This window comes from Bacillus hominis (assembly GCF_030348325.1).
GTDB classification, from domain to species: domain Bacteria; phylum Bacillota; class Bacilli; order Bacillales; family Bacillaceae_G; genus Bacillus_A; species Bacillus_A hominis.
Genome location: NZ_JAUCFS010000005.1, coordinates 2,988,006 through 3,011,416, shown reverse-complemented (window position 1 = coordinate 3,011,416; position 23,411 = coordinate 2,988,006). Strand labels below are relative to the sequence as shown.

At 34.6% G+C, this 23,411-nt stretch carries 29 protein-coding genes, 1 riboswitch and 1 other annotated feature; of the genes, 22 read left to right on the top strand and 7 right to left on the bottom strand.

Translation table 11 applies throughout. From position 1 onward, the window contains the following. The first annotated feature begins 100 nt into the window (after positions 1–100). Together QUF93_RS18095 and QUF93_RS18090 are read left to right on the top strand one after the other, a co-directional pair. Positions 101–922: a pentapeptide repeat-containing protein gene (locus QUF93_RS18095; protein ID WP_289359716.1), complete on the top strand. Its 822-nt coding sequence runs from the start codon at positions 101–103 to the stop codon at positions 920–922. A 20-nt stretch (positions 923–942) separates the two neighbouring features. Further along, positions 943–1,479 carry a hypothetical protein gene (locus tag QUF93_RS18090; RefSeq protein WP_289375769.1) on the top strand — a complete coding sequence of 179 codons (537 nt, stop codon included), beginning with the start codon at positions 943–945 and terminating at the stop codon, positions 1,477–1,479. A 20-nt stretch (positions 1,480–1,499) separates the two neighbouring features. On the opposite strand, the gene QUF93_RS18085 is transcribed toward QUF93_RS18090, so the two are convergent. Next, the gene (locus QUF93_RS18085) at positions 1,500–2,387 is read right to left on the bottom strand and encodes a DMT family transporter (protein WP_002120979.1); all 888 of its coding nucleotides are present in this window, start codon (positions 2,385–2,387) and stop codon (positions 1,500–1,502) included. 462 nt (positions 2,388–2,849) lie between these two features. Here QUF93_RS18085 and QUF93_RS18080 point away from each other — a divergent pair, with 462 nt between their 5' ends. The 5 genes from QUF93_RS18080 to QUF93_RS18060 all read left to right on the top strand — a co-directional run bounded on the left by QUF93_RS18080 (position 2,850) and on the right by QUF93_RS18060 (position 6,801). Then, positions 2,850–3,257, top strand: coding sequence for a MerR family transcriptional regulator (locus QUF93_RS18080; RefSeq protein ID WP_080018452.1), 408 nt, complete (start codon positions 2,850–2,852; stop codon positions 3,255–3,257). A 119-nt stretch (positions 3,258–3,376) separates the two neighbouring features. After that, positions 3,377–4,705, top strand: coding sequence for a hemolysin family protein (locus tag QUF93_RS18075; protein WP_016091821.1), 1,329 nt, complete (start codon positions 3,377–3,379; stop codon positions 4,703–4,705). 53 nt (positions 4,706–4,758) lie between these two features. Next, positions 4,759–5,172: an ATP synthase subunit I gene (locus QUF93_RS18070; protein WP_128280627.1), complete on the top strand. Its 414-nt coding sequence runs from the start codon at positions 4,759–4,761 to the stop codon at positions 5,170–5,172. 202 nt (positions 5,173–5,374) lie between these two features. Continuing rightward, positions 5,375–5,923: a DUF2179 domain-containing protein gene (locus QUF93_RS18065; RefSeq protein WP_289359714.1), complete on the top strand. Its 549-nt coding sequence runs from the start codon at positions 5,375–5,377 to the stop codon at positions 5,921–5,923. A gap of 122 nt (positions 5,924–6,045) precedes the next feature. Then, positions 6,046–6,801: a class I SAM-dependent methyltransferase gene (locus tag QUF93_RS18060; protein WP_289359713.1), complete on the top strand. Its 756-nt coding sequence runs from the start codon at positions 6,046–6,048 to the stop codon at positions 6,799–6,801. Between the two features lie 54 nt (positions 6,802–6,855). Here the strand turns inward: QUF93_RS18060 and QUF93_RS18055 are convergent, their stop codons facing one another. Both QUF93_RS18055 and QUF93_RS18050 read right to left on the bottom strand, forming a co-directional pair. Next, on the bottom strand, positions 6,856–6,999 hold the full coding sequence (locus tag QUF93_RS18055) for a hypothetical protein (protein WP_000945246.1): 144 nt from the start codon (positions 6,997–6,999) through the stop codon (positions 6,856–6,858). Between the two features lie 96 nt (positions 7,000–7,095). Next, positions 7,096–7,240, bottom strand: a riboswitch (cyclic di-AMP (ydaO/yuaA leader). Positions 7,241–7,283: 43 nt separating this feature from the next. Then, on the bottom strand, positions 7,284–7,736 hold the full coding sequence (locus QUF93_RS18050) for a GNAT family N-acetyltransferase (RefSeq protein ID WP_289359710.1): 453 nt from the start codon (positions 7,734–7,736) through the stop codon (positions 7,284–7,286). Between the two features lie 209 nt (positions 7,737–7,945). Here QUF93_RS18050 and QUF93_RS18045 point away from each other — a divergent pair, with 209 nt between their 5' ends. The 8 genes from QUF93_RS18045 to QUF93_RS18010 all read left to right on the top strand — a co-directional run bounded on the left by QUF93_RS18045 (position 7,946) and on the right by QUF93_RS18010 (position 14,707). After that, on the top strand, positions 7,946–8,194 hold the full coding sequence (locus QUF93_RS18045; RefSeq protein WP_000539737.1) for a GlsB/YeaQ/YmgE family stress response membrane protein: 249 nt from the start codon (positions 7,946–7,948) through the stop codon (positions 8,192–8,194). 65 nt (positions 8,195–8,259) lie between these two features. After that, positions 8,260–9,381, top strand: coding sequence for an AI-2E family transporter (locus QUF93_RS18040; RefSeq protein ID WP_002120956.1), 1,122 nt, complete (start codon positions 8,260–8,262; stop codon positions 9,379–9,381). A gap of 137 nt (positions 9,382–9,518) precedes the next feature. Then, positions 9,519–9,726 (top strand) — a binding site (T-box leader). Positions 9,727–9,767: 41 nt separating this feature from the next. Next, positions 9,768–10,766 (top strand): tryptophan--tRNA ligase, encoded by a 999-nt coding sequence (locus QUF93_RS18035; protein ID WP_289359709.1) that lies wholly within the window; start codon positions 9,768–9,770, stop codon positions 10,764–10,766. Positions 10,767–10,988: 222 nt separating this feature from the next. Further along, a complete protein-coding gene (locus QUF93_RS18030) occupies positions 10,989–11,552 on the top strand; it encodes a maltose acetyltransferase domain-containing protein (RefSeq protein ID WP_289359708.1) in 564 nt (187 codons plus the stop codon). Positions 11,553–11,620: 68 nt separating this feature from the next. Further along, the gene (locus QUF93_RS18025) at positions 11,621–12,748 is read left to right on the top strand and encodes an MFS transporter (RefSeq protein ID WP_289359707.1); all 1,128 of its coding nucleotides are present in this window, start codon (positions 11,621–11,623) and stop codon (positions 12,746–12,748) included. A 123-nt stretch (positions 12,749–12,871) separates the two neighbouring features. After that, positions 12,872–13,912, top strand: coding sequence for an ROK family transcriptional regulator (locus tag QUF93_RS18020; RefSeq protein WP_289359706.1), 1,041 nt, complete (start codon positions 12,872–12,874; stop codon positions 13,910–13,912). A gap of 61 nt (positions 13,913–13,973) precedes the next feature. Next, positions 13,974–14,354: a VOC family protein gene (locus tag QUF93_RS18015; RefSeq protein WP_289359705.1), complete on the top strand. Its 381-nt coding sequence runs from the start codon at positions 13,974–13,976 to the stop codon at positions 14,352–14,354. A gap of 98 nt (positions 14,355–14,452) precedes the next feature. Further along, positions 14,453–14,707, top strand: a complete 255-nt coding sequence (locus tag QUF93_RS18010; RefSeq protein WP_289359704.1) for a YbeF family protein — start codon at positions 14,453–14,455, stop codon at positions 14,705–14,707. Positions 14,708–14,839: 132 nt separating this feature from the next. Here QUF93_RS18010 and QUF93_RS18005 read toward each other — a convergent pair whose 3' ends face one another. After that, a complete protein-coding gene (locus QUF93_RS18005) occupies positions 14,840–15,289 on the bottom strand; it encodes an NUDIX hydrolase (RefSeq protein ID WP_128280616.1) in 450 nt (149 codons plus the stop codon). 17 nt (positions 15,290–15,306) lie between these two features. Continuing rightward, positions 15,307–16,146, bottom strand: a complete 840-nt coding sequence (locus QUF93_RS18000) for a DUF2785 domain-containing protein (RefSeq protein WP_289359703.1) — start codon at positions 16,144–16,146, stop codon at positions 15,307–15,309. Between the two features lie 123 nt (positions 16,147–16,269). Here QUF93_RS18000 and QUF93_RS17995 point away from each other — a divergent pair, with 123 nt between their 5' ends. The 3 genes from QUF93_RS17995 to QUF93_RS17985 all read left to right on the top strand — a co-directional run bounded on the left by QUF93_RS17995 (position 16,270) and on the right by QUF93_RS17985 (position 19,104). After that, positions 16,270–16,992 carry a GNAT family protein gene (locus tag QUF93_RS17995; protein ID WP_289359702.1) on the top strand — a complete coding sequence of 241 codons (723 nt, stop codon included), beginning with the start codon at positions 16,270–16,272 and terminating at the stop codon, positions 16,990–16,992. Between the two features lie 180 nt (positions 16,993–17,172). Further along, the gene (locus QUF93_RS17990) at positions 17,173–18,204 is read left to right on the top strand and encodes a tyrosine-protein phosphatase (protein ID WP_002120923.1); all 1,032 of its coding nucleotides are present in this window, start codon (positions 17,173–17,175) and stop codon (positions 18,202–18,204) included. A 189-nt stretch (positions 18,205–18,393) separates the two neighbouring features. Next, positions 18,394–19,104 carry a YjjG family noncanonical pyrimidine nucleotidase gene (locus tag QUF93_RS17985; protein WP_289359700.1) on the top strand — a complete coding sequence of 237 codons (711 nt, stop codon included), beginning with the start codon at positions 18,394–18,396 and terminating at the stop codon, positions 19,102–19,104. A gap of 86 nt (positions 19,105–19,190) precedes the next feature. On the opposite strand, the gene QUF93_RS17980 is transcribed toward QUF93_RS17985, so the two are convergent. Together QUF93_RS17980 and QUF93_RS17975 are read right to left on the bottom strand one after the other, a co-directional pair. Then, on the bottom strand, positions 19,191–19,391 hold the full coding sequence (locus tag QUF93_RS17980) for a type II toxin-antitoxin system RelB family anti-toxin (protein ID WP_002120918.1): 201 nt from the start codon (positions 19,389–19,391) through the stop codon (positions 19,191–19,193). Beyond that, the gene (locus QUF93_RS17975) at positions 19,379–19,738 is read right to left on the bottom strand and encodes a DUF2178 domain-containing protein (protein WP_289359699.1); all 360 of its coding nucleotides are present in this window, start codon (positions 19,736–19,738) and stop codon (positions 19,379–19,381) included. Before QUF93_RS17975 ends, QUF93_RS17980 begins: the two co-directional genes overlap by 13 nt. A gap of 179 nt (positions 19,739–19,917) precedes the next feature. Here QUF93_RS17975 and QUF93_RS17970 point away from each other — a divergent pair, with 179 nt between their 5' ends. The 4 genes from QUF93_RS17970 to QUF93_RS17955 all read left to right on the top strand — a co-directional run bounded on the left by QUF93_RS17970 (position 19,918) and on the right by QUF93_RS17955 (position 23,392). Beyond that, positions 19,918–20,112 carry a hypothetical protein gene (locus QUF93_RS17970; protein ID WP_289359697.1) on the top strand — a complete coding sequence of 65 codons (195 nt, stop codon included), beginning with the start codon at positions 19,918–19,920 and terminating at the stop codon, positions 20,110–20,112. 88 nt (positions 20,113–20,200) lie between these two features. Next, positions 20,201–20,926, top strand: coding sequence for an ABC transporter ATP-binding protein (locus QUF93_RS17965; RefSeq protein ID WP_002146599.1), 726 nt, complete (start codon positions 20,201–20,203; stop codon positions 20,924–20,926). Further along, positions 20,919–22,577, top strand: a complete 1,659-nt coding sequence (locus tag QUF93_RS17960) for a putative ABC transporter permease subunit (protein WP_289359695.1) — start codon at positions 20,919–20,921, stop codon at positions 22,575–22,577. Before QUF93_RS17965 ends, QUF93_RS17960 begins: the two co-directional genes overlap by 8 nt. Before the next feature lie 56 nt (positions 22,578–22,633). Then, positions 22,634–23,392, top strand: coding sequence for an SDR family oxidoreductase (locus QUF93_RS17955; protein ID WP_289359694.1), 759 nt, complete (start codon positions 22,634–22,636; stop codon positions 23,390–23,392). The last annotated feature ends 19 nt before the right edge of the window (positions 23,393–23,411 follow it).

The window sequence follows — 23,411 nt, the reverse complement described above, 5'->3', positions numbered from 1 at the left end:
TTATGAATTGAAATGAAAGATGCTGGTTTATTTTTAAATTGATTATTTAATACAGTTAGAATATTATGAAATAGTCAAAAGACAACAGGGGGTATAGATTTTGACTATTCATAACGATCACTTAAAAGCAAATTGCGAAAAATGCTTCGGTCTATGTTGTGTGGCGTTACCGTTCGCAGCATCGGTAGATTTTGCGGTGAATAAAGATGGTGGTAAACCGTGTTCCAACTTACAATCAGATTTTAAATGTAGTATACATAAAGAGCTAAGAGGAAAAGGGTATAAGGGTTGTACAGTATTTGAATGTTTCGGCGCTGGGCAGAAGATCTCTCAAGTTACGTTTAAAGGGATTGATTGGCGGAAAGATGCTAAGCATGCGAGGAAAATGTACGATGCTTTTCCAATTATGCATCAGCTACATGAAATGCTTTGGTATTTGAATGAGGCGATTCTTTTAAAGGCGACGCAGTCAATTCATAAAGAACTAAGTAAAGCGATTGAAGAGACGGAGCGCCTTTCGAATTTAAATCCCGAGGAGTTAATGAAAATAAATGTTCCATTGCACAGAGCAGAAGTGAACATTCTTCTTTTAGAAACGAGCGAATTAGTATGGAAGGAAATGAATACTGTCCGTAAGAAACGAATTAGTCACAGGGGAGCGGACCTTATGGGAGCGAATCTGAAAAAGAAAAATTTACAAGGCGCAAATTTAAGAGGAGCTTATTTAATTGCGGCTAACTTAAATGGTGCAGACTTACGAGGAGCAGATCTAATCGGAGCAGATTTGCGAGATGCAGATATTCGCGGAGCGGATTTTACAAATAGTATTTTTCTTACGCAAGTTCAAATTAATGCGGCGAAAGGGGATAAACATACGAAATTACCAGAACTGTTGTCCCGTCCATCGCATTGGAGTGCGTAAAGATGATGGAGTGAGTTAGTTTGGATATATTTCAGTATTTAGAAGAGATGCAAGAGGATATCTTTTCGTTATCAGTAGAGCAAATAGAAGTGAAGTATTATGATATTTGTAGCACGTTAGCATCAAGTGCGCACGCCGAGCGAATTAAATCGATTCCATTAGATTCATACAAGGAAGGTATGAGAATAGGTTTGAAAGAAGCGTTAGAAATTACTGCAAGTGAAGAAACAAAGGCGATTTATTTTGAATATGATCTTGATAATGAGTGGGATAGTCAGTTCTATATTTGTGACGATTACATGTTTCTTGAAGAAGAGGATGAGGATTGGGCAAGTGATTGGACGGATAAAATAGAAGGACCGTCTTTAGGAGAGTTAGCTGCTATTTATGGTGAAAATGGCTTTGATTCAGATAGAAAGTCTGTAAGTATTACTTTATATTTAATTGCAAGAACAGTGTGTAGTTTTATAAGTGCATGTAGTGGAATACAAAGTAATCTACCAATTTGCATTGGGTTTCACGACCAAGATCCAATTATGCGAACAGGCAGAGACTAAGTCTCTGCCTGTTTTTTATACTACGTTCTCTTTTCAAAAGTAGTAATTAGAACACTGCATATAATAAGGATACCACCAATGAAAAAGTTACTGCTTAATGTCTCATTTAATAAAAGCCAGCCGAGTAGAGAACCAACGATAGGTTGGAAGAAGAAAAATAATGAACCGATGCTAGCATCCACTAATTCTAATCCTTTATTCCAAAGGAAAAATGCACCTGCTGTTGAGACGATTCCTAAATAGAGTACGCCTAATAATACGTACATGTTTATATGTTCAATAGGACTTGATTGGAATTCCCATACCATGCACGGTGTAATGAAAAAGAGTGAAAAGAATATTGCGTACGTTGTAATAATTAAAGATGAAAATCGAGTTGAAGCGATTTTTACATAAATGGACAGTAAAGCCCACGTAATAGCGGCTCCAACTAAAATGATTGTACCGATAAAATAGGAACCAATTTCAATATCCCATCCGATAACGATAATGACACCGATTGTCGCTATGATAGTTGATAAAAGTCTACGAGCAGTTAGTTTCTCTTTTAAAATGAGTGCTGCAAATATAACCATAAATGCAGGTGTAGCTGAGGTCACCAAGGAGCCTGTATGAGCATCGGATAATTTTGTTCCGATAAATTGACATGTAATCGAAATGAAATAACCGATGAATCCAATCCAAGCGAATAATAGCCAATCTTTTTTGTGGATGGTTACTTTTTTCTTTTGTTTTTTTTCAGTTGTTTTCAAAATCACATATAAAACAACGAAAGCGATAATAAAGCGTAGCCAAACGAGTGTAAGTGGCGGGATAAAATCGAGTACATATTTGCTAACAACATACATACCGCCCCATATACTTGCTGCTAATGATAAGCATATAGCTCCTAAAATTGATTGTTTCATGTAAAGTATCTCCGTCTATTTTTAGGGTATTATGAGTTCCCTAAGACGAGGCAAAGTGTATGTGCTAAATGAATGCCCGTCTTAGTTTATAGACGGCCTACAGGTTGATCGTTTTCGAATGAAGTGTTGTAGTACATGCATGTATGCTCCTTTCTATTTTTATAATGATATTATAACTTAATTTTCAGTTTATTGTACTGAATTGATTTTTTAGAAATAGAACGGTATGTTCTAAAATAAGAAAAGTTGAAAAGAACAGGCGATTTCATGAATATATTTGGTTAGCACGTAACTAATGAAATTTAATAATTTGATTATATAATTGGAATCATATTCTATAATTTTAAGAAAATATGCGGAGTTGTGTATAAAATGTGAATAATAAACCGTCACGTTTGACTGTACAGTTTATGTATTGTATGATAATAGTAATATAAACAAGGGGGGAAGATCGTTGGGAAGGTGTATCGAATCGGACAGTTGGCTCTCATGGCTCACGTGTCGAAACGAACGATTGATTATTATACGAATCTAGGTATCTTAAAAGCGGAGCGATCTCAATCTAATTATCGCTATTACGACGAAACAGCATTTGAGACATTACAATTTATTGAGAAGTGCAAAGAAATGCATATGCCGCTTTGTGAGATTAAAGAGAGAATCGAGGAGAAGAAAAAGCTGCTCGGTATCAATGAACACGTTTCGAAACAAGTGAATGAAGTGACAGACCATATTCATAGATTAGAAGTAGAGCTAACGGAGTTAAAGCCTCTTTTAGATGAATTGACTGATTCACAACGTGAAAAAATATCGAAATCTTTATCAGGTCAAACGACAGCTTTAATACAGACACTTGCTCTATTATTATAGAATAAGTGAAATCCGACCTCTTTAATTTTTGTATCGGGCTATGTTTTCTAACGAACAAATAAGAAAACATTATAGTATACAGGAGGTGGACACCTTAGTTTTTTAACTAAGGGGATTCATTGGAAATATTTAATTTAGTCATGGTTGCGATTTTAATCGCATTTACTGGATTTTTCGTAGCAGCAGAGTTTGCGATTGTAAAAGTACGTTCAAGTCGTATTGATCAGCTTGTTGCGGAAGGAAAACGCGGTGCTTTAGCAGCGAAAAAAGTAACAACAAATTTAGATGAATATTTATCTGCTTGTCAATTAGGTATTACAGTTACAGCTATGGGATTAGGTTGGTTAGGTGAACCGACAATCGAAAAGTTATTACACCCGTTATTTGAGAAATGGAACATAAATCCTTCTATTTCATCAGTATTAACTTTTGGTCTTGCTTTTATGCTAATGACATATTTACACGTTGTAGTTGGAGAATTAGCTCCAAAAACGTTGGCAATTCAAAAGGCTGAAAAAGTAACGTTGTTATTGGCAACGCCGTTAATGATGTTCTATAAAATCATGTATCCATTTATTTGGGTATTGAACGGTTCAGCGCGTGTTATAACTGGTTTATTCGGTTTGAAACCAGCTTCTGAACATGAAGTAGCTCATACAGAAGAAGAATTACGTCTTATTCTTTCAGATAGCTATGAAAGTGGCGAAATTAATCAAGCTGAGTATAAGTATGTAAATAATATCTTTGAATTTGATAATCGTATTGCGAAAGAAATTATGGTACCGCGAACAGAAATCGTTGGTTTCTACCTTGAAGATTCAGTAGAAGAACACATGAAAGTAATCCAAAATGAGCGATACACACGTTATCCGATTTTTGGAGAAGATAAAGATGATATTATCGGTATGGTCAACGTAAAAGATTTCTTTATTCGATATATGAACAACGATCAAGAAGATTTATCATCGATTCGCACGTATATGCGTCCGATTATTGAAGTTATGGAAACAACTCCAATTCATGATTTATTACTGCAAATGCAGAAGAAGCGAATTCCAATGGCTGTTTTATATGATGAGTACGGAGGAACAGCTGGAATTGTAACGCTTGAAGATATATTGGAGGAAATCGTCGGCGAAATTCGTGATGAATATGATGAAGATGAAGCACCACCAATTCAACATGTGAACGAGTACCATAAAATTGTTGATGGAAAAGTGCTTATCTCAGAAGTAAAAGATTTGTTTGGATTACACATTGAAGAAGACGATGTGGATACAATTGGTGGATGGATTATGATGCAAAATCATGAAATTGAAGAAGGACAATACGTTGAAGCAGAAGGCTATGAATTTAAAGTGTTAGAAAAAGATGCTTATCAAATTAAACGTGTTGAAATTCAAAAAATGGATCATGAACAAGAACAAGAGAAAGCAGCAACTGTTTAAGTTGCTGCTTTTCTTCTAAAGTATAAAAAAATACGAGATTAGGAGCGGATATTTTGATTCAAGTAGCCTTACGTGTATATCGATTACAATTGTATGCGATCTTTAGTGGTTTACTACTTATGTGGACGATTACTCCGTTTGGAAAACAAGTGACAGGGTTTGGTATTGGATTAGCTGTAAGTGCATACTGTCTTTGGTTATTAGCTCGCAGAGTGGAGAAACTAGGAAGAAGTATCGTAATGAAAGAAAAGGCTCCTGGATTAGGGGTTTTAAACAGATTTGCAGCTGCAATTTTAGGAGCTATCATTATGTATGAAATTGAGCATGAAATGGAAATGTGGGCATTTGGTACTGGGATTTTAGGTGGTCACTTTTTAATGATTGCAAATTTAGCTTATGCAAATATTCAGTTAGTAAAAGAAGAAGAGAAGCAAAGAGAACAGGCTTCTAAAAACATAGAGCTATGATAAAAGGGGCCTAATGAGGTTCCTTTTTTGAGTTTAAGCGAGTAAATGAAAATAATCACAAATTAATGACAAATATAATACGCTTCTTTTTTCGGTTTTTCAATAGTACGAAAAATAATTTTAAAAAATTTAAAAACCCATCGATTTCTAAAGCTTATGTATGTTATCATGACAAAAGACTTTTTGAAAGAGGTGGATACCAATGTTACAAGCGCTACTCATTTTTGTGCTTCAAATTATTTACGTTCCAATATTAACAATTCGTACGATTTTGCTTGTAAAGAATCAAACAAGGTCCGCTGCGGGCGTTGGATTGTTAGAAGGGGCTATTTACATTGTTAGTTTAGGTATTGTGTTTCAAGATTTATCAAATTGGATGAACATTGTCGCCTACGTCATTGGCTTTAGTGCGGGACTATTATTAGGCGGTTATATAGAGAATAAATTAGCAATTGGATATATTACGTATCAAGTTAGTTTACTAGACCGTTGTAATGAATTAGTAGATGAATTACGTCACTCTGGATTTGGTGTTACAGTATTTGAAGGAGAAGGGATTAATTCTATTCGTTATCGTTTAGATATCGTCGCAAAGCGCTCTAGAGAGAAAGAACTGTTAGAAATTATTAATGAAATTGCACCGAAAGCGTTTATGTCTTCGTATGAAATTCGATCGTTTAAAGGTGGATATTTAACGAAGGCGATGAAAAAGAGAGCGTTGTTGAAAAAGAAAGATCATCATGTATCGTAAGGAAAAGGGAGTAGCTGAGAAGCTACTCTTTTTTGTTAGCGAATATCATTAATCAGAAAGGGAAATGAGGCCTTCACGTATAAAAAGTACTGGTGGAAGAGAAAGAAGGGGGAATACAAAGTATGGAACAAACAAAAATGTTACAAGTGAATAAAAGGTGTTGGGACCTAGTAGCACCTCATTTTTTTCAAGTAGATTGTCTACCTAAATATGGACCGTATACAGCATCAGAAGATGAAATTCATTTATTTGATTTAATTGAGAATACAACTGTTCTAGATATCGGATGTGGCAGTGGACATTCTTTGGAATATATGGCGGAGTGTGGTGCGAAAGAGTTGTGGGGGCTAGATCTTTCGGAGACACAAATTGAAACGGCAAATGAAACGTTAAAAGATTGGAAGCCAAAATTAATATGTGGTGCGATGGAAGAAGAGTTAAATATTCCAGAAGAACACTTTGATATTGTATATTCCATCTACGCATTAGGATGGACGTCTAATTTAAGAAAAACATTGGAACTTATATATTCATATTTAAAGCCAGGAGGGAGCTTTATTTTTAGTTGGGAACATCCAGTGTATTCAAATTTGCAGTATGGTACAGAAAAAATTGTTTTACAGTCCTCTTATCATGAAGAAACTCCTATTACGTTTGAAACATTCAAAGGGGAGGAAGTACAAGCGACATTATATAAGAGAAAAATGAGTACATACATAAATGAATTAAATAGAATCGGATTTACAGTTGAAAGAATAGAAGAACCTGAACCATCTCGTGTATTTGATGAAGAAATAGCTGAACCTTCTACGAAATATTATTCTTTATATAAAGCTAGAATGTTGCCGACGACTTTTATTATTAAGGCGAGAAAATGAAAAATACAGCGTACACCGAAAAAGTGTACGCTGTATTTTGTTAAAGGTCAGTACTTATCTTTTTGGCTGGAAAATATGTTGAAAAAAGTATTTGTGATGTAAGTTATCTACAACTTTATTTGCTTGATATGTGCGATGTTGTTCTAGTCGAAGTCTTTGCTCCATCATTTTTATTGCGTGATCTGATAAACGTAACATTATACATCTCTCCTTTTCTATAAATATAGGTTTCAATTGGTATCGTTCCCATATTTATAATTAAGGAGGCATACTGTGTAACATAGGCAAAAAGCACCTTCCTCTCCCATTACGCTTACGAGGTTAGCTGTCGGACTCGGGAAGTGAGAGTTTCCCTACTTAAAAAAGATTCGCCCCAAGTAGCAAAAAGCTACATAAATGGTTCCCCCGCTCCAAAATTTGGACTCAGCAAAAGGTTTTATAAAGTAAAAAATAACATAAAAAAACATTTCGGTCAAACTATTTTATATTTTCTGTCTTTTTAGCTGTGTAAGAACTATACCCTCAGGGAGTGCTGTATTTGTTACTTCAATGAAGCCGTGTTTTTTATATAATGTGATAGCAGGCGTATTTGCTTTCCCTGTTTGTACAATGTATGTCATGGAAGAAGGGAACATGTTAAATATATAAAGTAACAGTTTCGTTGCGATTCCTTGTTTGAAAAAATTAGGCGATACAACTAGTCGGTGAATGTCAATTACTTCTTCTTCTATAAAAGAAATAAAGCCGACAAGTTTATTTTCAGAAAAATATCCATAGAATGTTTCACCGCAATTTTGAATATCGTTTACAGTATCATATAAACGGGGGATTGCGGTACTGTTTATATAGTCGGCTTCAATTGTATAAGCGGGTATTTGGACTTGTAAAATAGATGTTGCTACTTCATAAGAATGGGAAAGTAATTTGTGAATCATAAATAATGAATCCTCCTTTAAATGTGCTATATCAATATAATTTATTAGTGGGTAAGTTTGACAATGTTTTTCTATTTTGCATATAATATATGTATCTCCATACATATATTAGTAGTAGGTATATTTCTATAGTGAAATATGGTTAGAGTTGATAAGTACATATTTTTGTATTGAATCATACAAACCATAATAGAAATGGAGGACTAAAAATGGGATGGATTATCACATTAATAGTGGGTGCTATTATAGGTGCAATTGCTAGTTCTATAACGGGTAAAAACTTTCCAGGTGGCATGTTCGGAAATATTATCGCGGGTTTATTAGGTGCTTCGTTAGGTAGTAGATTATTTGGATCTTTCGGGCCATCATTTGGCGGGATTCATGTCGTACCAGCATTATTAGGGGCAATTGTGTTAATTCTTATTGTATCATTTGTAGTAAAAGCTGCAAGAAAATAAAGGCTATTACTAATTATTTCATAAAGCCCTTTTTAGGGCTTTTCCTAATTAGAGAGGTGGTACACTTGGAGAAAGTAAATATAAGAAAAAGAGATAAGTTAAAAAAGTTTTTTAAAGAACAAAATTATTTAGCTGTACTACTTGGATTCGCGTTGCTATTTGTAAATATATTATTACTTACAAAAATATCATTCGTCTTTACACCGTTCGTCGTATTTTTAAAAACAATCTTTTTCCCAGTTTTATTAGCGGGGGTACTATTTTATATATTGCATCCATTCGTTTCTCTTTTAGAGAGAAAAGGTGTGTCGAGAATTGTGTCAATTGCCTCGATATATATACTTGTTCTTGGATTATTTGTTTTTCTTGCGGTGACGGTTATTCCGATTATTAAAGATCAAGTAAATGCTTTAATAGATAACTTGCCATACTTCGGGCATGAAATCGAAAGGGCAGCACGTAAATTTGGAGAAAGTAATGTAATTGGTAGAATGCAGGAAAGTTTAAATATTGATGTTGCTAATATCGTAAAAGATTCTACAATGAACTTTACAAAATCATTATCATCAGTAACAGGAAATGTAACTGGATTTTTAAGTACACTTACTGAAGTTGTTTTAACATTTGTAATGGTTCCATTTATATTGTTCTATCTTTTAAAAGATGGTGAGCAATTACCGAATCATTTTTTAAAGTTTATATCTGAGCAAAGACAACCAGCTGCGAAGAGAATACTAGATGATATGCATTATGCGATTAGTTCGTATATTAGAGGGCAAATTATCGTTAGTTTATTTATCGGGATTATGCTATTCATTGGTTATCTAATAATCGGCATTAAATACGCTGTATTACTTGCTATTTTGGCGATGATTGTAAACATTGTTCCATATGTAGGGCCTATTATTGCGATAACACCAGCGTTAATTATTGCATTTATTGACTCACCAGCAATGATTTTAAAAGTAATTATTGTCATGATGGTTGTACAATTAGCAGAGGGGAAATTTATTTCACCACAAGTAATGGGAAAAAAGTTAGATATTCATCCAATTACTATCATTTTTATTATTTTAACTGCCGGAAATTTATTTGGAATTATGGGGATTATTTTAGCAATTCCAGGATATGCGATATTAAAAGTGTTAGTTACGCATAGTTATAGATTTGTTAAGTTGAATACGTAAAAAAGAGCTAAAACAGATTATACTGTTTTAGCTCTTTTTCATAAACAATAGGTTTGCAATCACGTTGTTTTTGTGTTTATAAAACAGAAAATTCAGTTTTATAAGGAGGCGAAATGTGATAAACTGTAAAAAATAACTAAAAAGCAATGAAAGAGAAGAGTACATATTCGAAACTTTTCAGAGAGCTGATGTGTGGTGGAAATCAGTAAGGGATGAATATGGAATGGGCTCTGGAGCTTCTCGCTGAAATGAGTAGGCGAAGACGGTTACTTCACGTTAAGAAGTTGAAGTGAGCTATAATGATAGCTAATTTAGGTGGTACCGCGGGAGTCTCTCGTCCTTTTTAGGATGAGGGGCTTTTTTATTTTGAGAAAGGAGGAGTTAGTGTGAGTGAAAAAATAATGTTAACAGGAATTAAGCCAACTGGTTATCCGCATTTAGGAAATTATATCGGTGCGATTAAACCTGCATTACACATGTCAAAGAAGAATGAAGGAAAAGCATTGTATTTTATAGCGGATTATCATGCATTAAATGCTGTGCATGATCCAGAAAAGTTCAGTAGTTATACGAAAGAGGTAGCAGCTACTTGGTTATCACTCGGACTTGGAGAAGATGTTATTTTTTACCGACAAACAGAAGTGTCGGAGATTTTAGAGCTAGCTTGGATATTAGCTTGTCTAACTCCGAAAGGTCTTATGAACCGTGCTCATGCGTATAAAGCGAAAGTAGAGCAAAATAAAGAAGCAGGATTAGAGGTCGATGCTGGAGTGAATATGGGATTATATACGTATCCGATTTTAATGGCGGCTGATATATTACTATTCCAAGCTACTCATGTACCAGTTGGAAAAGACCAAATTCAGCATATTGAAATTGCGCGTGATATTGCGACGTACTTTAATCATACATTCGGCATGACATTTACACTTCCGGAGTATGTGATACAAGAAGATGGGGCAATATTACCAGGACTTGACGGAAGAAAGATGAGTAAAAGTTACGGGAATGTTATCCCGTTATTTGCAGAGCAAGAAAAACTACGAAAATTGATATTTAAAATAAAAACAGATTCTTCACTTCCAAATGAACCGAAAGAACTAGAAACGTTATTTACAATATATAAAGAATTTGCGACAGAGGAGGAAATGCAGTCGTTACGTGAAAAATATGAGACTGGAATCGGATGGGGAGATGTGAAAAAAGAGTTATTCCGTGTTGTAGATCGTGAGTTAGCTGGACCTCGGGAGAAATATGCAATGTATATGAATGAGCCGCATTTATTATATGAAGCGTTAGAAAAAGGTGCTGAGAGGGCACGTGCTATTGCGAAGGCAAATTTAGCGGAAATTAAAAAACGGATTGGATTTGAGAGGGAACGTTAAGCGTTCCCTTGCTTTTTTCTATATGAATTTTAATAATTTATTCGTAATATCGTTACGTAAAGTAAGGGATTTACATTTTTTTTCGAAACTTATTAGTTGCATATATTAAAAAGTATGCTAATATAGGGATACTTATTAAACATGTTTAATAAGTGTAGTTAAAGCTACTTATTAAAGTGGTTTAATAAGTGTGATTCATTCTATAACAAAGGAGATGATTGTATGAAAACTGAGAAAGAAAAGATGTTGGCAGGAGAAATGTATATGCCAGATGATGAAGAATTAGTAGCTGATAGGATAGAAGCAAAGCGGTTAACACGTCTTTATAACGAGGCTATGGAGACTGATGATGAACGCCGCTTTACCTTGTTAGAGCAGCTTTTAGGCTCTTCAGCTGACGGGAAAACACACATTAACCCTGATTTTCGTTGTGATTACGGCTACAATATCCACATTGGAAAGAATTTTTTCGCAAATTTTAATTGTGTTATTTTGGACGTTTGTGAAGTTCGAATCGGTGATAATTGTATGTTTGCACCTGGTGTCCACATTTATACTGCTACTCATCCGTTATACGCGGCGGAACGGAACTCTGGCAAAGAATATGGAAAGCCTGTAAAGATAGGTGACAATGTTTGGGTTGGCGGGGGAGCCATTATTAACCCTGGTATTTCAATTGGAGATAATGTTGTAATTGCTTCAGGAGCAGTTGTGACAAAGGATGTGCCTGACAATGTAGTTATTGGCGGAAACCCAGCCAAATTTATTAAAAAAATAGATGAATAGAGTTCTTTTGCACCAGTGCATAAATAAACTGGTGTCATATCGTATAGACAATGTGAAAGGTGTTTCATATGGAGAAATATTGTGCGGAGAATCATACAAAGACATTACTTGCCTCTCGAAACGCTCTTTTCCTCTTATTTGCTTTGCCAGGTGTCGCTTTTGCTACATGGATTTCAAGAACAGCAGCAGTGCGAGATATTTTAGCAGTGTCAAATGCAGAAATGGGATGGATTTTGTTCGGTTTATCTGTCGGTTCAATAATTGGTCTACTAAGTGCAAGTCATTTCATTGACTGTAAGGGAGCTAGAGACGTTATTATAGGCAGTATGTTTTTTATGATTGTAGGATTGCTTTGTTTAGGTATTAATATTTATTTTGTTTCTAGCATTGGGGCGTTTGGTAGTTTGATAGTATTTGGAATAGGATATGGATTGGCGGAGGTTTCATTGAATGTAGAAGGTTCTTCAATTGAGCAGAAATTAGGAACGACACTTCTTCCGAAATTCCACGGTTTTTTTAGTGTAGGAACTTTAGTAGGTGCGCTCAGTGGTTCTGTCGCGGCCTCGCTGCATATCCCAATTTTGTACCAGTTTCTTGCGATTTCGGTTGTGTTTTTATTACTTGTATGTATGTTGTATCGTTTTCTTCCGTATGGAACAGGAAAGAAGGAGAGAAGGCGGAACAAAAAGCGAGCGAAGCGTACTTCCTTACGTATGGAAAAAAAGGTGCTTTTAATTGGTGTTTTTGTACTTGGGATGGCATTTGCAGAAGGAAGTGCAAATGATTGGCTACCGATCGTAATGGTAGACGGACATCAACAGAGTGTAGTGACAGGTTCTATTATGTACACAATTTTTGTATTGGCAATGACATTAGCTCGTATGTGTAGTAGTTATTTCCTTGATCGATTCGGGCGTAATTCGTATTTTCTAGCATGCGGTGTAGTACTGTGGGGGATTGGTGCAGCGCTAGGTTTCCCAATTGGTCTTTCTGCCGCTGGAGATGACCGTGAAAATGCGACTTCTAATGTTGCTGCAGTTTCTATAATCGGTTATACAGCGTTTTTAGTCGGACCACCATTTTTAGGTATACTGGGGGAAGCGCTCGGAATACGCAATGCCTTGCTAGCTGTTTTATTATTTGTTCTCTTGTCTGGAATTGTATCGTCTGTTACGAGAGAGAATAAATCGAGCTAAATAAGGAGTGCATGCTAGCTGAAATATATCATCTCTATTGCTTTAGAAAATGATGTATGATATATTGTCAACGCAACTTATTAAAAGTGTTTAATAAGTATGTTGATTAAGGTGGTGAGCGATTTGAGTGAACAATTTGTTACTCAAAAATCGATTAAAGAGACAATCCTTCGCGGCATTCGTACCGCTCTTCTAGAGCAAGGTAGTGCAACGAAAGTTGAGCTTAGTAATACATTAGAAATCAGTTTTCCAACGATAAGTAAATTTATAGAAAATATGAAAAAAGACGGTGAAGTCGTTTTAGTCGGTCTAGATGATTCAAGTGGTGGAAGAAGAGCAAAACGATATGCATATAATCCGGAATATATGTTAGGTTTAGCGATATTTTTAGAGAGAAATGAGACGAACTATACAATTTTTAACTGTTTAGGGGAAGTAAAAGAACAAGGAAGTACTTCAAGTGTGTTAATTGATACTGGCCTAAACTTATTAACAGAACATATAAAAAGTCTTGTAGCTACGTTTCCGAAAATAAGCGCTATATCAATTGGAGTGCCTGGTGCGGTTGATAATGGTCGTATTTTCTACATTCCTGGATATGAAAAGTTCCAGAATTTTAATTTGAAAAGTCATTTGGAGGACCTGTTTTCTATACCTGTAGTAATAGAAAACGATATGAATGCCGCAGTGCTTGGTTATTATAAAAATACTGGAAATAATGACAATTCATCTCTTGTATATTTGTATTCAGGTCAAAATGGCCCAGGTGCAGGGATTATGATAAATGGAGATGTAGTACGAGGAAGTACCTTTTTCTCAGGGGAGATATCTTTTGTTCCGCAGTACGATAATAAAAATTTCTTGCAAGCTTTGAGAAGTGGAGATGAAGTGAGAGATTCAAATAATCCAGAGGAATATAATATAGACGCTATTACCCGTTTAATATCTACATTTATAGCTATTATTAACCCTCATGCCTTTATTTTCTGTGATGATGAAGTGAGCCAATTTGTAATAGATCAAATTGTAAAAGCTTGTCCGCAGTACATTCCAGCGGAACATATTCCTCAAATAACAGTGAGCGATTGGAAAGAAGATTATTTATATGGATTAAAAAGTCTTGGACTCGATCTCATGATTACTAGAACAAACAAAGAAAATTAAATGTACTGGCAATTTAACAACAAATTGTCGGTTGAATAACATAAAAGAAAAGGTGTCGATTATGAAAATTGAACATGTTGCGATGTGGGTTAATGATTTAGAAGTAATGCGTGATTTCTATAAACAGTACTTTGGTGGTGAAGAAAATAACTTATATCACAATCCGAAAAAGCAGTTTGAATCTTATTTTATAACTTTTGAAGGTGGTGCGCGTCTAGAACTTATGAGACAGGTAGGGATAGACGATAAAATAAAAACACAAACAATAGGATATGCGCATATTGCTTTTTCTGTAGGTAGTAAAGAAAAAGTTAACCAATTAACTGATATGTTAAGAGAAGCAGGATACTCTGTGTTAAACGGCCCGCGCACTACAGGGGATGGTTACTATGAAAGTGTAGTAAGTGATCCTGAAGGAAATCAAATTGAGATAACAATCTAACATTATATTTACTAATAATTGATAAAAATATAAAACTTTGTTGTTCCCCCAAATGTTTACGAGAAATCTATTATTTCTTCAGAAAGGGGGACATAACAGTGAGTGAAATCATTTTTGTTTTCTGTATATATCCATTGTTTATTTGTATTTTTTCAATAGCTGGTACATATAAAGTGGGTACATTTTACGTGATGCCAATTGTAACATTTATTATTTTTCTTATGTTAAATGTTACATTGTATAACCCATCATTTTTCTTTTGGGTTGGCATGTATACTATTTTTTCATTTCTTGTTTCTTATATAACTATCTTATTTGTAAAGGGATATAAAGCTGTAGAAAGAGACCGTTAAATCATCTAATTATTTTTGGGGGAAATAGGGATTTACGGTGAACGATAACAACCTCATTTCACGTTGTAATGACGAGAAATGAGGTTGTTGTATTTCTATATAAAATATAAGGAACCTATTATGTAATGTTTTTTAATTGGAGTGCTGAAACTCTCTAATAATCCGCTCAATGACTGGATGAAGAGTAATAGGCAACCTATTAAGCGGAAAGAAGCGTAATTCTTTTGACTCAGCTTGATCACATATAAGTTCACCGTGGAATTCTCGGCAAATATAAACAACGAGTACACCGTGTACTTGATCGCCGTTTGGATAGATTTGAAAAAAATCTGGTCCTGAGTATGTACGGAACAGTTCTGGATTTTTAATGATAAGCCCAGTTTCTTCAAATACTTCTCGTTTTAAAGCATCTTCTAACGTCTCGTTATATTCTAAGGCGCCACCAATAATACCCCAGCGGTTAAAGTCTGTCCGGAGCTGCAGTAATACTTCATTTTTCTCATTTAATATAATGGCGTGTGAGCCTATTAATATAAGTGGATGATTTCCTACTAGATTTCTTACGTCTTCAATATAACCCATAATTTTTCTCCTTGTATTTAATAATAGTTTGGAAGTTCTTTTAACATTTGTTCTGTTTTACGTGCTGTATAGGCTAAGTTATGATCATCTTTTGTTCTAAAAAATAATGTACGTAAAAAGGTTTTAATGTTGGCACATAAAATACAATACTCATTAAGCGAAAGGCGTTTTCTAATTTGAGGAAGCCTTTTTATTTTTTTAAAAATAATTGAAATTAACTCATCTTGCGGGAAGTCATGATACAGCATGGATATTAATGGCGTAACAATACGCTCATCTTCGTTATTATGAAAAATATCAGATGGAATGAAGATTTTATTTAATAAACAATGAATGAGCTCTTCATACCATTCAAAAGTCGTATGTGAATTATGAACAATTTCAGTAAAAGCATCAGATACGTGGGCGATAGAATGAGCCCATCCTTTATTTTCGATATATCCTCGAAAGTCCATTTCTAAGTTTGTATATGTAATGAGTTTATTTTTTATCTCCTCGATATCCTCTTCTGTAAAAAAATAGTGAGAGTTTGCGAATTGGAGTATTAACGCAATTAAAGAAACAGTGTAAGAACGTGTGAAAACCCCATCTGTATGTGGGGAGTAAATGTCACAATATAAATATTCATCACTTAAACAAGTTTGTAGAAGTAATTTCAGTTGATCGTCCATAAGAAATTCATGATGAATGAAATGCGCAAAACATTTATATACAAGTTGGTAACGAACGTAACTATCAGTCGTTCCGATAAACTGTAGCATATTCAAAGTTAACTCATTTATATCTATATGTTGCAGTTGCGTATAGTCATTTTGTTGTATAAGCTCTAACTGTTGTTGCAGCGCCGTAATATCCAATGGAGGACCTCCTCCGCACTTTAAAGGTGCGATCTTTTCTAGTATTCTATATATTCAAGGACAATCCTGCTCATGCAAGGAGAACCAATAGAAATTCGAATATGACATAGATGAGGGAAGAATATGACGACAATAGAACAGTTAGAAAAACATTTTAAAATAAGAAGAAGTGCTTCTTCTATCATGATAAAAGAAAATAATGCAGAGGTTTTTACAGAAGAGAAATTAGAAAAGATAATGCAATATTGTGTTGCTGAGGCTGAAAAAGAAGAGGTTGAAAAATTACAATTTGAGATCTCTTCAAAAAGTCCAAATTATGATATGTATAAGAAATGTTTCGAAACGTATTCATTTGAATATGTTACTGAAAACATGATTGTATTTAAAGATATATACGAAGTAGAAGATATAGAAAGTGATATTGATTTTAAATTAATTGAAGAAGTAGGAGAAGACGTTTTTTATTCACTGTGGAATGAAGTGACGGGAGAACAAGTCGACTATAATCAATTTGTACATATGATGGAACAAGAAATTGGTGAGCAATGGAAAGAGCATTGTTTAACAGCGAGTGTAGGTGAAGAGCCAATAGGAATTGTAATCCCGCATATTGAAAGAGGTACGTTAGAAGAAGGGAAACTGATGTATTTCGCAGTCGCTCCAAATATGCGAAATAAAGGGTATGAAGCAGCATTCTTTACAGGGGCGATGTTTGTCTTAAAAGAAATAGGCGCATCGTATTATATTGGCGAGACAAATGTACAAAATGAGTGGATGAAGGATGTTTTTGGGAAGAACGGATGTCAGCTATTAAGTTCTACTGAGCGATATGTGAGAAAGTTTTAGAAGGATGAACGGTGTATACTTTGGAACGCATTTAGCGGGAATCCGTGTACAAATTTTGAACAAGTAAAAGAACTTTTTGCATGTTTGTAAGATAAAAAGAAAAATCGAAACGACAAAGTAAGCTTTCCTATAATACAATAGAGAAGGATTAGACTATACGAAGAAAGCGTTGGTGAAAGTATGAAGCAACAAATAAATTGGTTACAAGCAACTGTAGAACGAAATGAAGATAACACGTTACATATAGAGTGGGAAAATAACATAGAAGAAGTTAAAATTTATTGGAGTACTTCACCAGATTATATTGAAGGAAATGGCGAATTACTTGTAACGGTAAATGGAGAGTCATTTACTACAATTACAAATCCGAGTGAGAATGAGCGTCCCTATTTTAGGTTAGTAGGAAGTAATGGACAAGCAGTGACAGTAGCTGAGCGCAGATTACCATTACAAGGTGCGTTTAACTTCCGTGATATGGGAGGATATGAAACGACTGAAGGCCGTAAAGTAAAGTGGGGCAAATTGTATCGTTCTGAAGAGTTAGCAGGATTAACAGAATGGGATATCGAGTATTTACAGAAGTCGGGCTTAAAATTAATTTGTGATTACCGTACAGATTTTGAAGTAAAGCATAAGCCGAACCCAGGCATTACAGGTGCTCGCCAAGTATGCTTACCAGTTATGCAAGACTTAGCGAAAGATTTAAATATAAATGAGTTTTTCCAAGTTGGTGACCTATCAATATTAGGAAAACCTGGTGAATATCTTGTGAAAATGAATCAAGATTTCGTAAGTGGTAATGAGGCATTCGTGAGCTTCTTACAGTTAGCTCAAAATCCAGAAAACTTACCATTAGTAAACCACTGTACAGCTGGAAAAGACCGTACTGGATTTGGTTCCGCATTATTATTACTTCTATTAGGTGTATCAGAAGAAACGGTAATGCAAGATTATTTATTAAGTAACGGCTTCCGTGAGAAATTAAATGAAAAAATGATGGCATTTTTAGGTGCAAAATTACAAAATGATGAAAGTAGAGCAATATTAGGGGCGATGTTTGAAGCTCGTGCTGAGTATTTACAAGCTGCGATTGATGAAATTAAAAAGCAGTATGGATCAGTTGAAGCATACGCTGAAAAAGCTCTTGGCTTTACGAAAGAATCGTTAGAGGAAATGAAAGAATTATTGCTAGAAGATAAAGTGAAACTTTGATTAGTGGAGGTTTTGTTCATCCCCACTGCTCGCAAATAGCGGGATAAATAAGAAGAAGGGAGGCTGATTTGGATTAGCCTCCTTTTCTTATTGTTGCTATGCTGTTCGTAAAAAACAAAAAGTTCGACTTAAGAGACAATTAATGAGAAACTACAAGTTGTAAATAACGTACTAATTGAGGAGAGCATAATGAAATATAAAGTTATATTATTCGACGTAGACGATACATTATTAGATTTCCCTGAAACGGAAAGAAACGCATTACATAACGCGTTTGTACAGTTCGGCATGCCTACAGGGTATAATGATTATCTTGCAAGTTATAAAGAGATTAGTAATGGATTATGGAGAGATTTAGAAAATAAAATGATTACGCTAGGTGAATTAGCGGTAGATCGATTTAAACAATTATTTGCCATTCATAATTTAGAAGTAGATGCACAGCAATTTAGTAACGTATACCTTGAAAACTTAGGGAAAGAAGTACATCTTATAGAAGGTGCAGTGCAATTATGTGAGAATCTTCAAGATTGCAAGTTAGGTATTATTACGAATGGATATACAAAAGTACAACAATCAAGAATTGGAAATTCGCCTTTATGTAATTTCTTTGATCATATTATTATTTCTGAAGAAGTTGGCCATCAAAAACCAGCGCGTGAGATTTTCGATTATGCATTTGAAAAGCTTGGGATTACTGATAAATCAAGTGTACTAATGGTGGGAGATTCCTTAACTTCTGATATGAAAGGCGGAGAAGATTACGGCATTGATACGTGTTGGTATAATCCGAGTTTGAAAGAAAACACGACAAGTGTTAAGCCGACTTATGAAGTGGAGAGTTTGCTTCGTATTTTAGAAATTGTGGAAGTGGCGGGAGAAAAGGTAGCTTCATTTTAATAGCGTTGAGATTTGTCGAATCGCCGATATAATTTCATTTGCTAAATAAGAGGGCACTAAGTCGAAATAGGACTTGGTGCCCTTTATTAGTCTTCAAAAATAAAAATCTCATCAATAGAACTATGAAGCGCCTTCGCGATATCATGGGCGAGTTGTAAGGAAGGATTGTATTTTCCTTTTTCAAGGTGGCTAATTGTTTCACGACGTACACCAACTTGTTTTGCTAAATCTTCTTGTGTCATGTTTAATTTGGCTCGGAATTCTTTTATTTTCGTCACGAACGCCATGGTGCATCTTCCATTTCATCAACTGGTTTATCGTAAAAGAAGATTGAGAATCCGAATGTAAGAATGAGTGTGCCGAAAATAATGGCAATATCAAGTTCTTGTAAAACTGGATTAGGAAATAGCATTTCAATAAAGATAATGATAGTTGTTGTTAGTAATGTAAGGATAAAGGCATTTCGGCATGATTTATTGACAATTTGTTCAAAAAGCTCATCGTGATGAACTTTTCTATACGTCGTGAAAAAGGAGAAGAAACAGAACATAGTAAACAATCCTTTTTCGTAAAAAAATCCGAGAAACCCAAAGAAACCGAGAAATCCTAAATATTTAATCCAAGTTGTTTTCATGATAGGTCCTCCTTGTAATGTTAGAAATAATTCACATTATGTTATAAATATATCATATATAGAAATTCATGGTAATAATAGTTTTCCAGTTCTCTTCATAATAATAGTAAAAAGAGGAAATATGCTGCAAAATAAAGAGGATAATATTGTAAAATGGTTGTAAGGAGGGGGAGGAAGAAATGTTAACGTGGATAATGATCGTTATATTACTTGTAGTGATTACTGTAATTGGAACGGTGTTAATTGGGCGAAATGGCGATGCGAATTATAGTAAAGCGACAAAAGGAAATATTAAACGACTTACGATGATTTATATAATACTAGCTATTGTTTTAATCGTTGGATTAGGTGTTTATATTTATTTTAAAGGTTGAAAAAACTGAAAAATATAAAAATCTGAAAATATAAGTATGCTATAATATTAATATAGTTAATTGGTAATTAAGGAAAGGATTGGATGTAATGATTGAAATTGTGAATGTGTCAAAAAGTTATAATGGATCTAACTACGCAGTAAAAGATTTAAGTTTATCTGTACCTAGCGGAGAAATCTTTGGGTTTTTAGGACCGAATGGTGCAGGTAAATCAACGACAATTAAGATGATTACTGGTATTCATGGGGTGGACAAAGGGACCATTACAATCAATGGTAAAGATATTATGAAAAATCCGATGGAAGCGAAGAAAACATTTGGTTATGTTCCAGATAGTCCGGATATGTTTTTACGATTAAAAGGGATTGAATATTTAAACTTTATGGCTGATATGTATGAAGTGCCGAAAGAAGTAAGACAAGAACGAATAGAGTCTTTAGCGAAGAAATTTGACCTTTATAATGCTTTATCTGATCAAATTCAAAGTTATTCACACGGTATGAGACAAAAGATCGTTATTATTGGTGTGCTTATACATGAGCCAGATGTATGGATTTTAGATGAACCGTTAACAGGGCTTGATCCGAAATCTGCATATATTTTAAAAGAAATGATGAGAGAACACGCAGATAAAGGGAAGATTGTATTTTTCTCTACACACGTATTAGAAGTGGCGGAAAAAATATGTGACCGCGTCGCTATTATTAATAAGGGCAATTTGCAGTTTAAAGGAAATTTAAATGAAATGAGAGATCATTTTAAATCCAATGAATCACTTGAAAAAATGTTCTTGGAGATGACGGGTAATGAGTAAAATATGGATGTTAACGAAGGTATTATTGAAATTAAATTATGCAGATTTTATAACTGATAAAAAGAAACGGTGGGCATATTTATTTTCCTTTGCAGCGATTTTATTTGTTGGCTTTTTAATATTTGGTTCGATGACGCACGGAATGTATGAAGGTATGAAACAATTAGGGCAAGAGCCGGGAATGATTATTGCAATGGGACTGGCGATTGCGAGTATATGGGTATTTTTAATGAGTATTACGAACATTTTAACTGTATTTTACTACAGCAATGATATTGAAATGTTACTGCCGTTACCATTAAAACCAGCGCAAATTATTTCGGCAAAATTTTTAACGGTATTAATTACACAATACGTAATGAGTTCATTCATCTTATTACCAATCTTCATTACGTACGGTTTAAAAAGTGGCGCGTTTATTACATATTACATATATATGATTTTCATTTACTTACTCTTCCCAATCGTGCCGTTAGTATTAGCTTCGTTACTGATGACAATTATTATGAGGTATACAAATATAGCGAAAAATAAAGATCGAGGAAATATATTTATTGGAATCGTAAGTATACTATTTATTGTAGGAATTAACGTATTTTTGCAGTGGAGAAATAAAAGTGCGTTTTCTGGAGACGGGGCTGCGGAATACCTTGTAAATAATCAATCTTCTCTTATAGTACAAATGACAAATTATTTTCCAACTACATATTTTGGAGCAGTGGCATTAGTAGAAAGTGCAAATTGGAAGGGACCTTTATATGTAATAATCTTTGCAGTTATTTCATTTGTCTTCTTTGTGTTGTTTTATTACATTGCAGAGCGTACATATTTAAAAGGGGTTATTGGACTTTCAACGAGTACAGCAAAGAAAGAGGTAATTTCAGCAGAAGGCTTACAGAAATCAACGGTACAAAGTTCACATTTAAAAGCGTATGTGAAAAAAGAATTTAAAACGTTATTCCGTACACCGCAATTTTTCTTAAATTGTATTGTACAAACTTTCGTTATGCCGATTATGTTGTTCTTTGTTTTGTTTGTACAAGATGGAAATTTAAAATGGATTACAGGGTATATTGATAATCCAGAATCAGCAGGTTTTGCAATTGGTGTTGGCCTTTGTGCATCCTTATTTTTAATGGGGAGTAACGTTATTGCAACGACGTCATTTTCTCGAGATGGAAGTTCATGGTTTGTGAATCGTTACTTACCAGTAAAGGCATCGGATATCTTTTTTGCGAAAGCAATAACTGCTTGGTTAATTAATATAATCATTTTAGCAGTATTCGGTATTACAATGGCAGTTGTAGCAAAAGTATCTCCAGTCTTTATGATACTTTGGTTCTTGCTAAGTGCGAACGGGTTATTGTTAATTAATTTAATCGGTACGCGCTGGGATGCACAAACTGCAGATATACATTGGGATACAGAACAAAAATTATTTAAAAGTCGATACACAACTTTGTGGAATTTTTTAGCTAATATTTTAATAGCTTTAATTATTGTAGCGGGAGTAAGTGTATTATACTTCGTCCTTCAGGTAGGACTGTGGGTTATGTTTATTATTTTATTTATACTGTTTACCATTGCCAATTTAATTTTAATTAGAATTTTAAAATTAGGTGCAGAGCGTATATTGTCAAATATTAATTAAGAAGATAGATCCTCTGTATTCGTGCAGAGGATTTATGTTTAGATGGAGGAGAAAAGGTGAGGAAAATAGCAATTGTAACAGGGGCAACTCGTCTGAATGGAATTGGTGCAGCTGTATGCAAGGTGCTTGCTCAAAAGGGGATAGACGTCTTTTTCACGTACTGGCCTCGGTATGATAAAGCAATGCCGTGGGGAATGAATGATCAAGAACCCTTTTTGTTGAAAAAGGAAATTGAAAGTTACGACGTTCGATGTGAAATGGCAGAAATCAACTTATCGCAGTCTTATTCACCTAATCGTGTATTGTATATGGTATCAGAACGTTTAGGTGAGCCATCTATTCTTATTAATAATGCGGCGTATTCTACTCATACGAAAATTGAAGAGTTAGATGTAGAACAGTTAGATAAACACTATACGGTCAATGTCCGTGCCCTTATGCTATTAAGTTCATTATTTATTAAACACTTTTCACTCAAAACGAATGGCAGTATTATAAATCTTACTTCTGGGCAGTCGTTGGGACCAATGCCAGATGAACTGGCATATGTAGCAACAAAGGGAGCAATAGAAGCATTTACAAAGTCAGTTGCACCAGTTGCTATGGAAAAAGGGATTACAGTGAATGCTGTTGATCCAGGACCGACGAATACAGGATGGATTACAGAGGAATTACAGCATCATTTAGTATGGAAATTCCCGCAAGGTAGAGTTGGAGAATCCATGGATGCTGCACGTTTAATTGCTTTTTTAGTAAGTGAAGAAGCGAGGTGGGTTACTGGGCAAGTCATACATTCGAATGGTGGTTATTCATAAAAATATTATGTTAACAGGT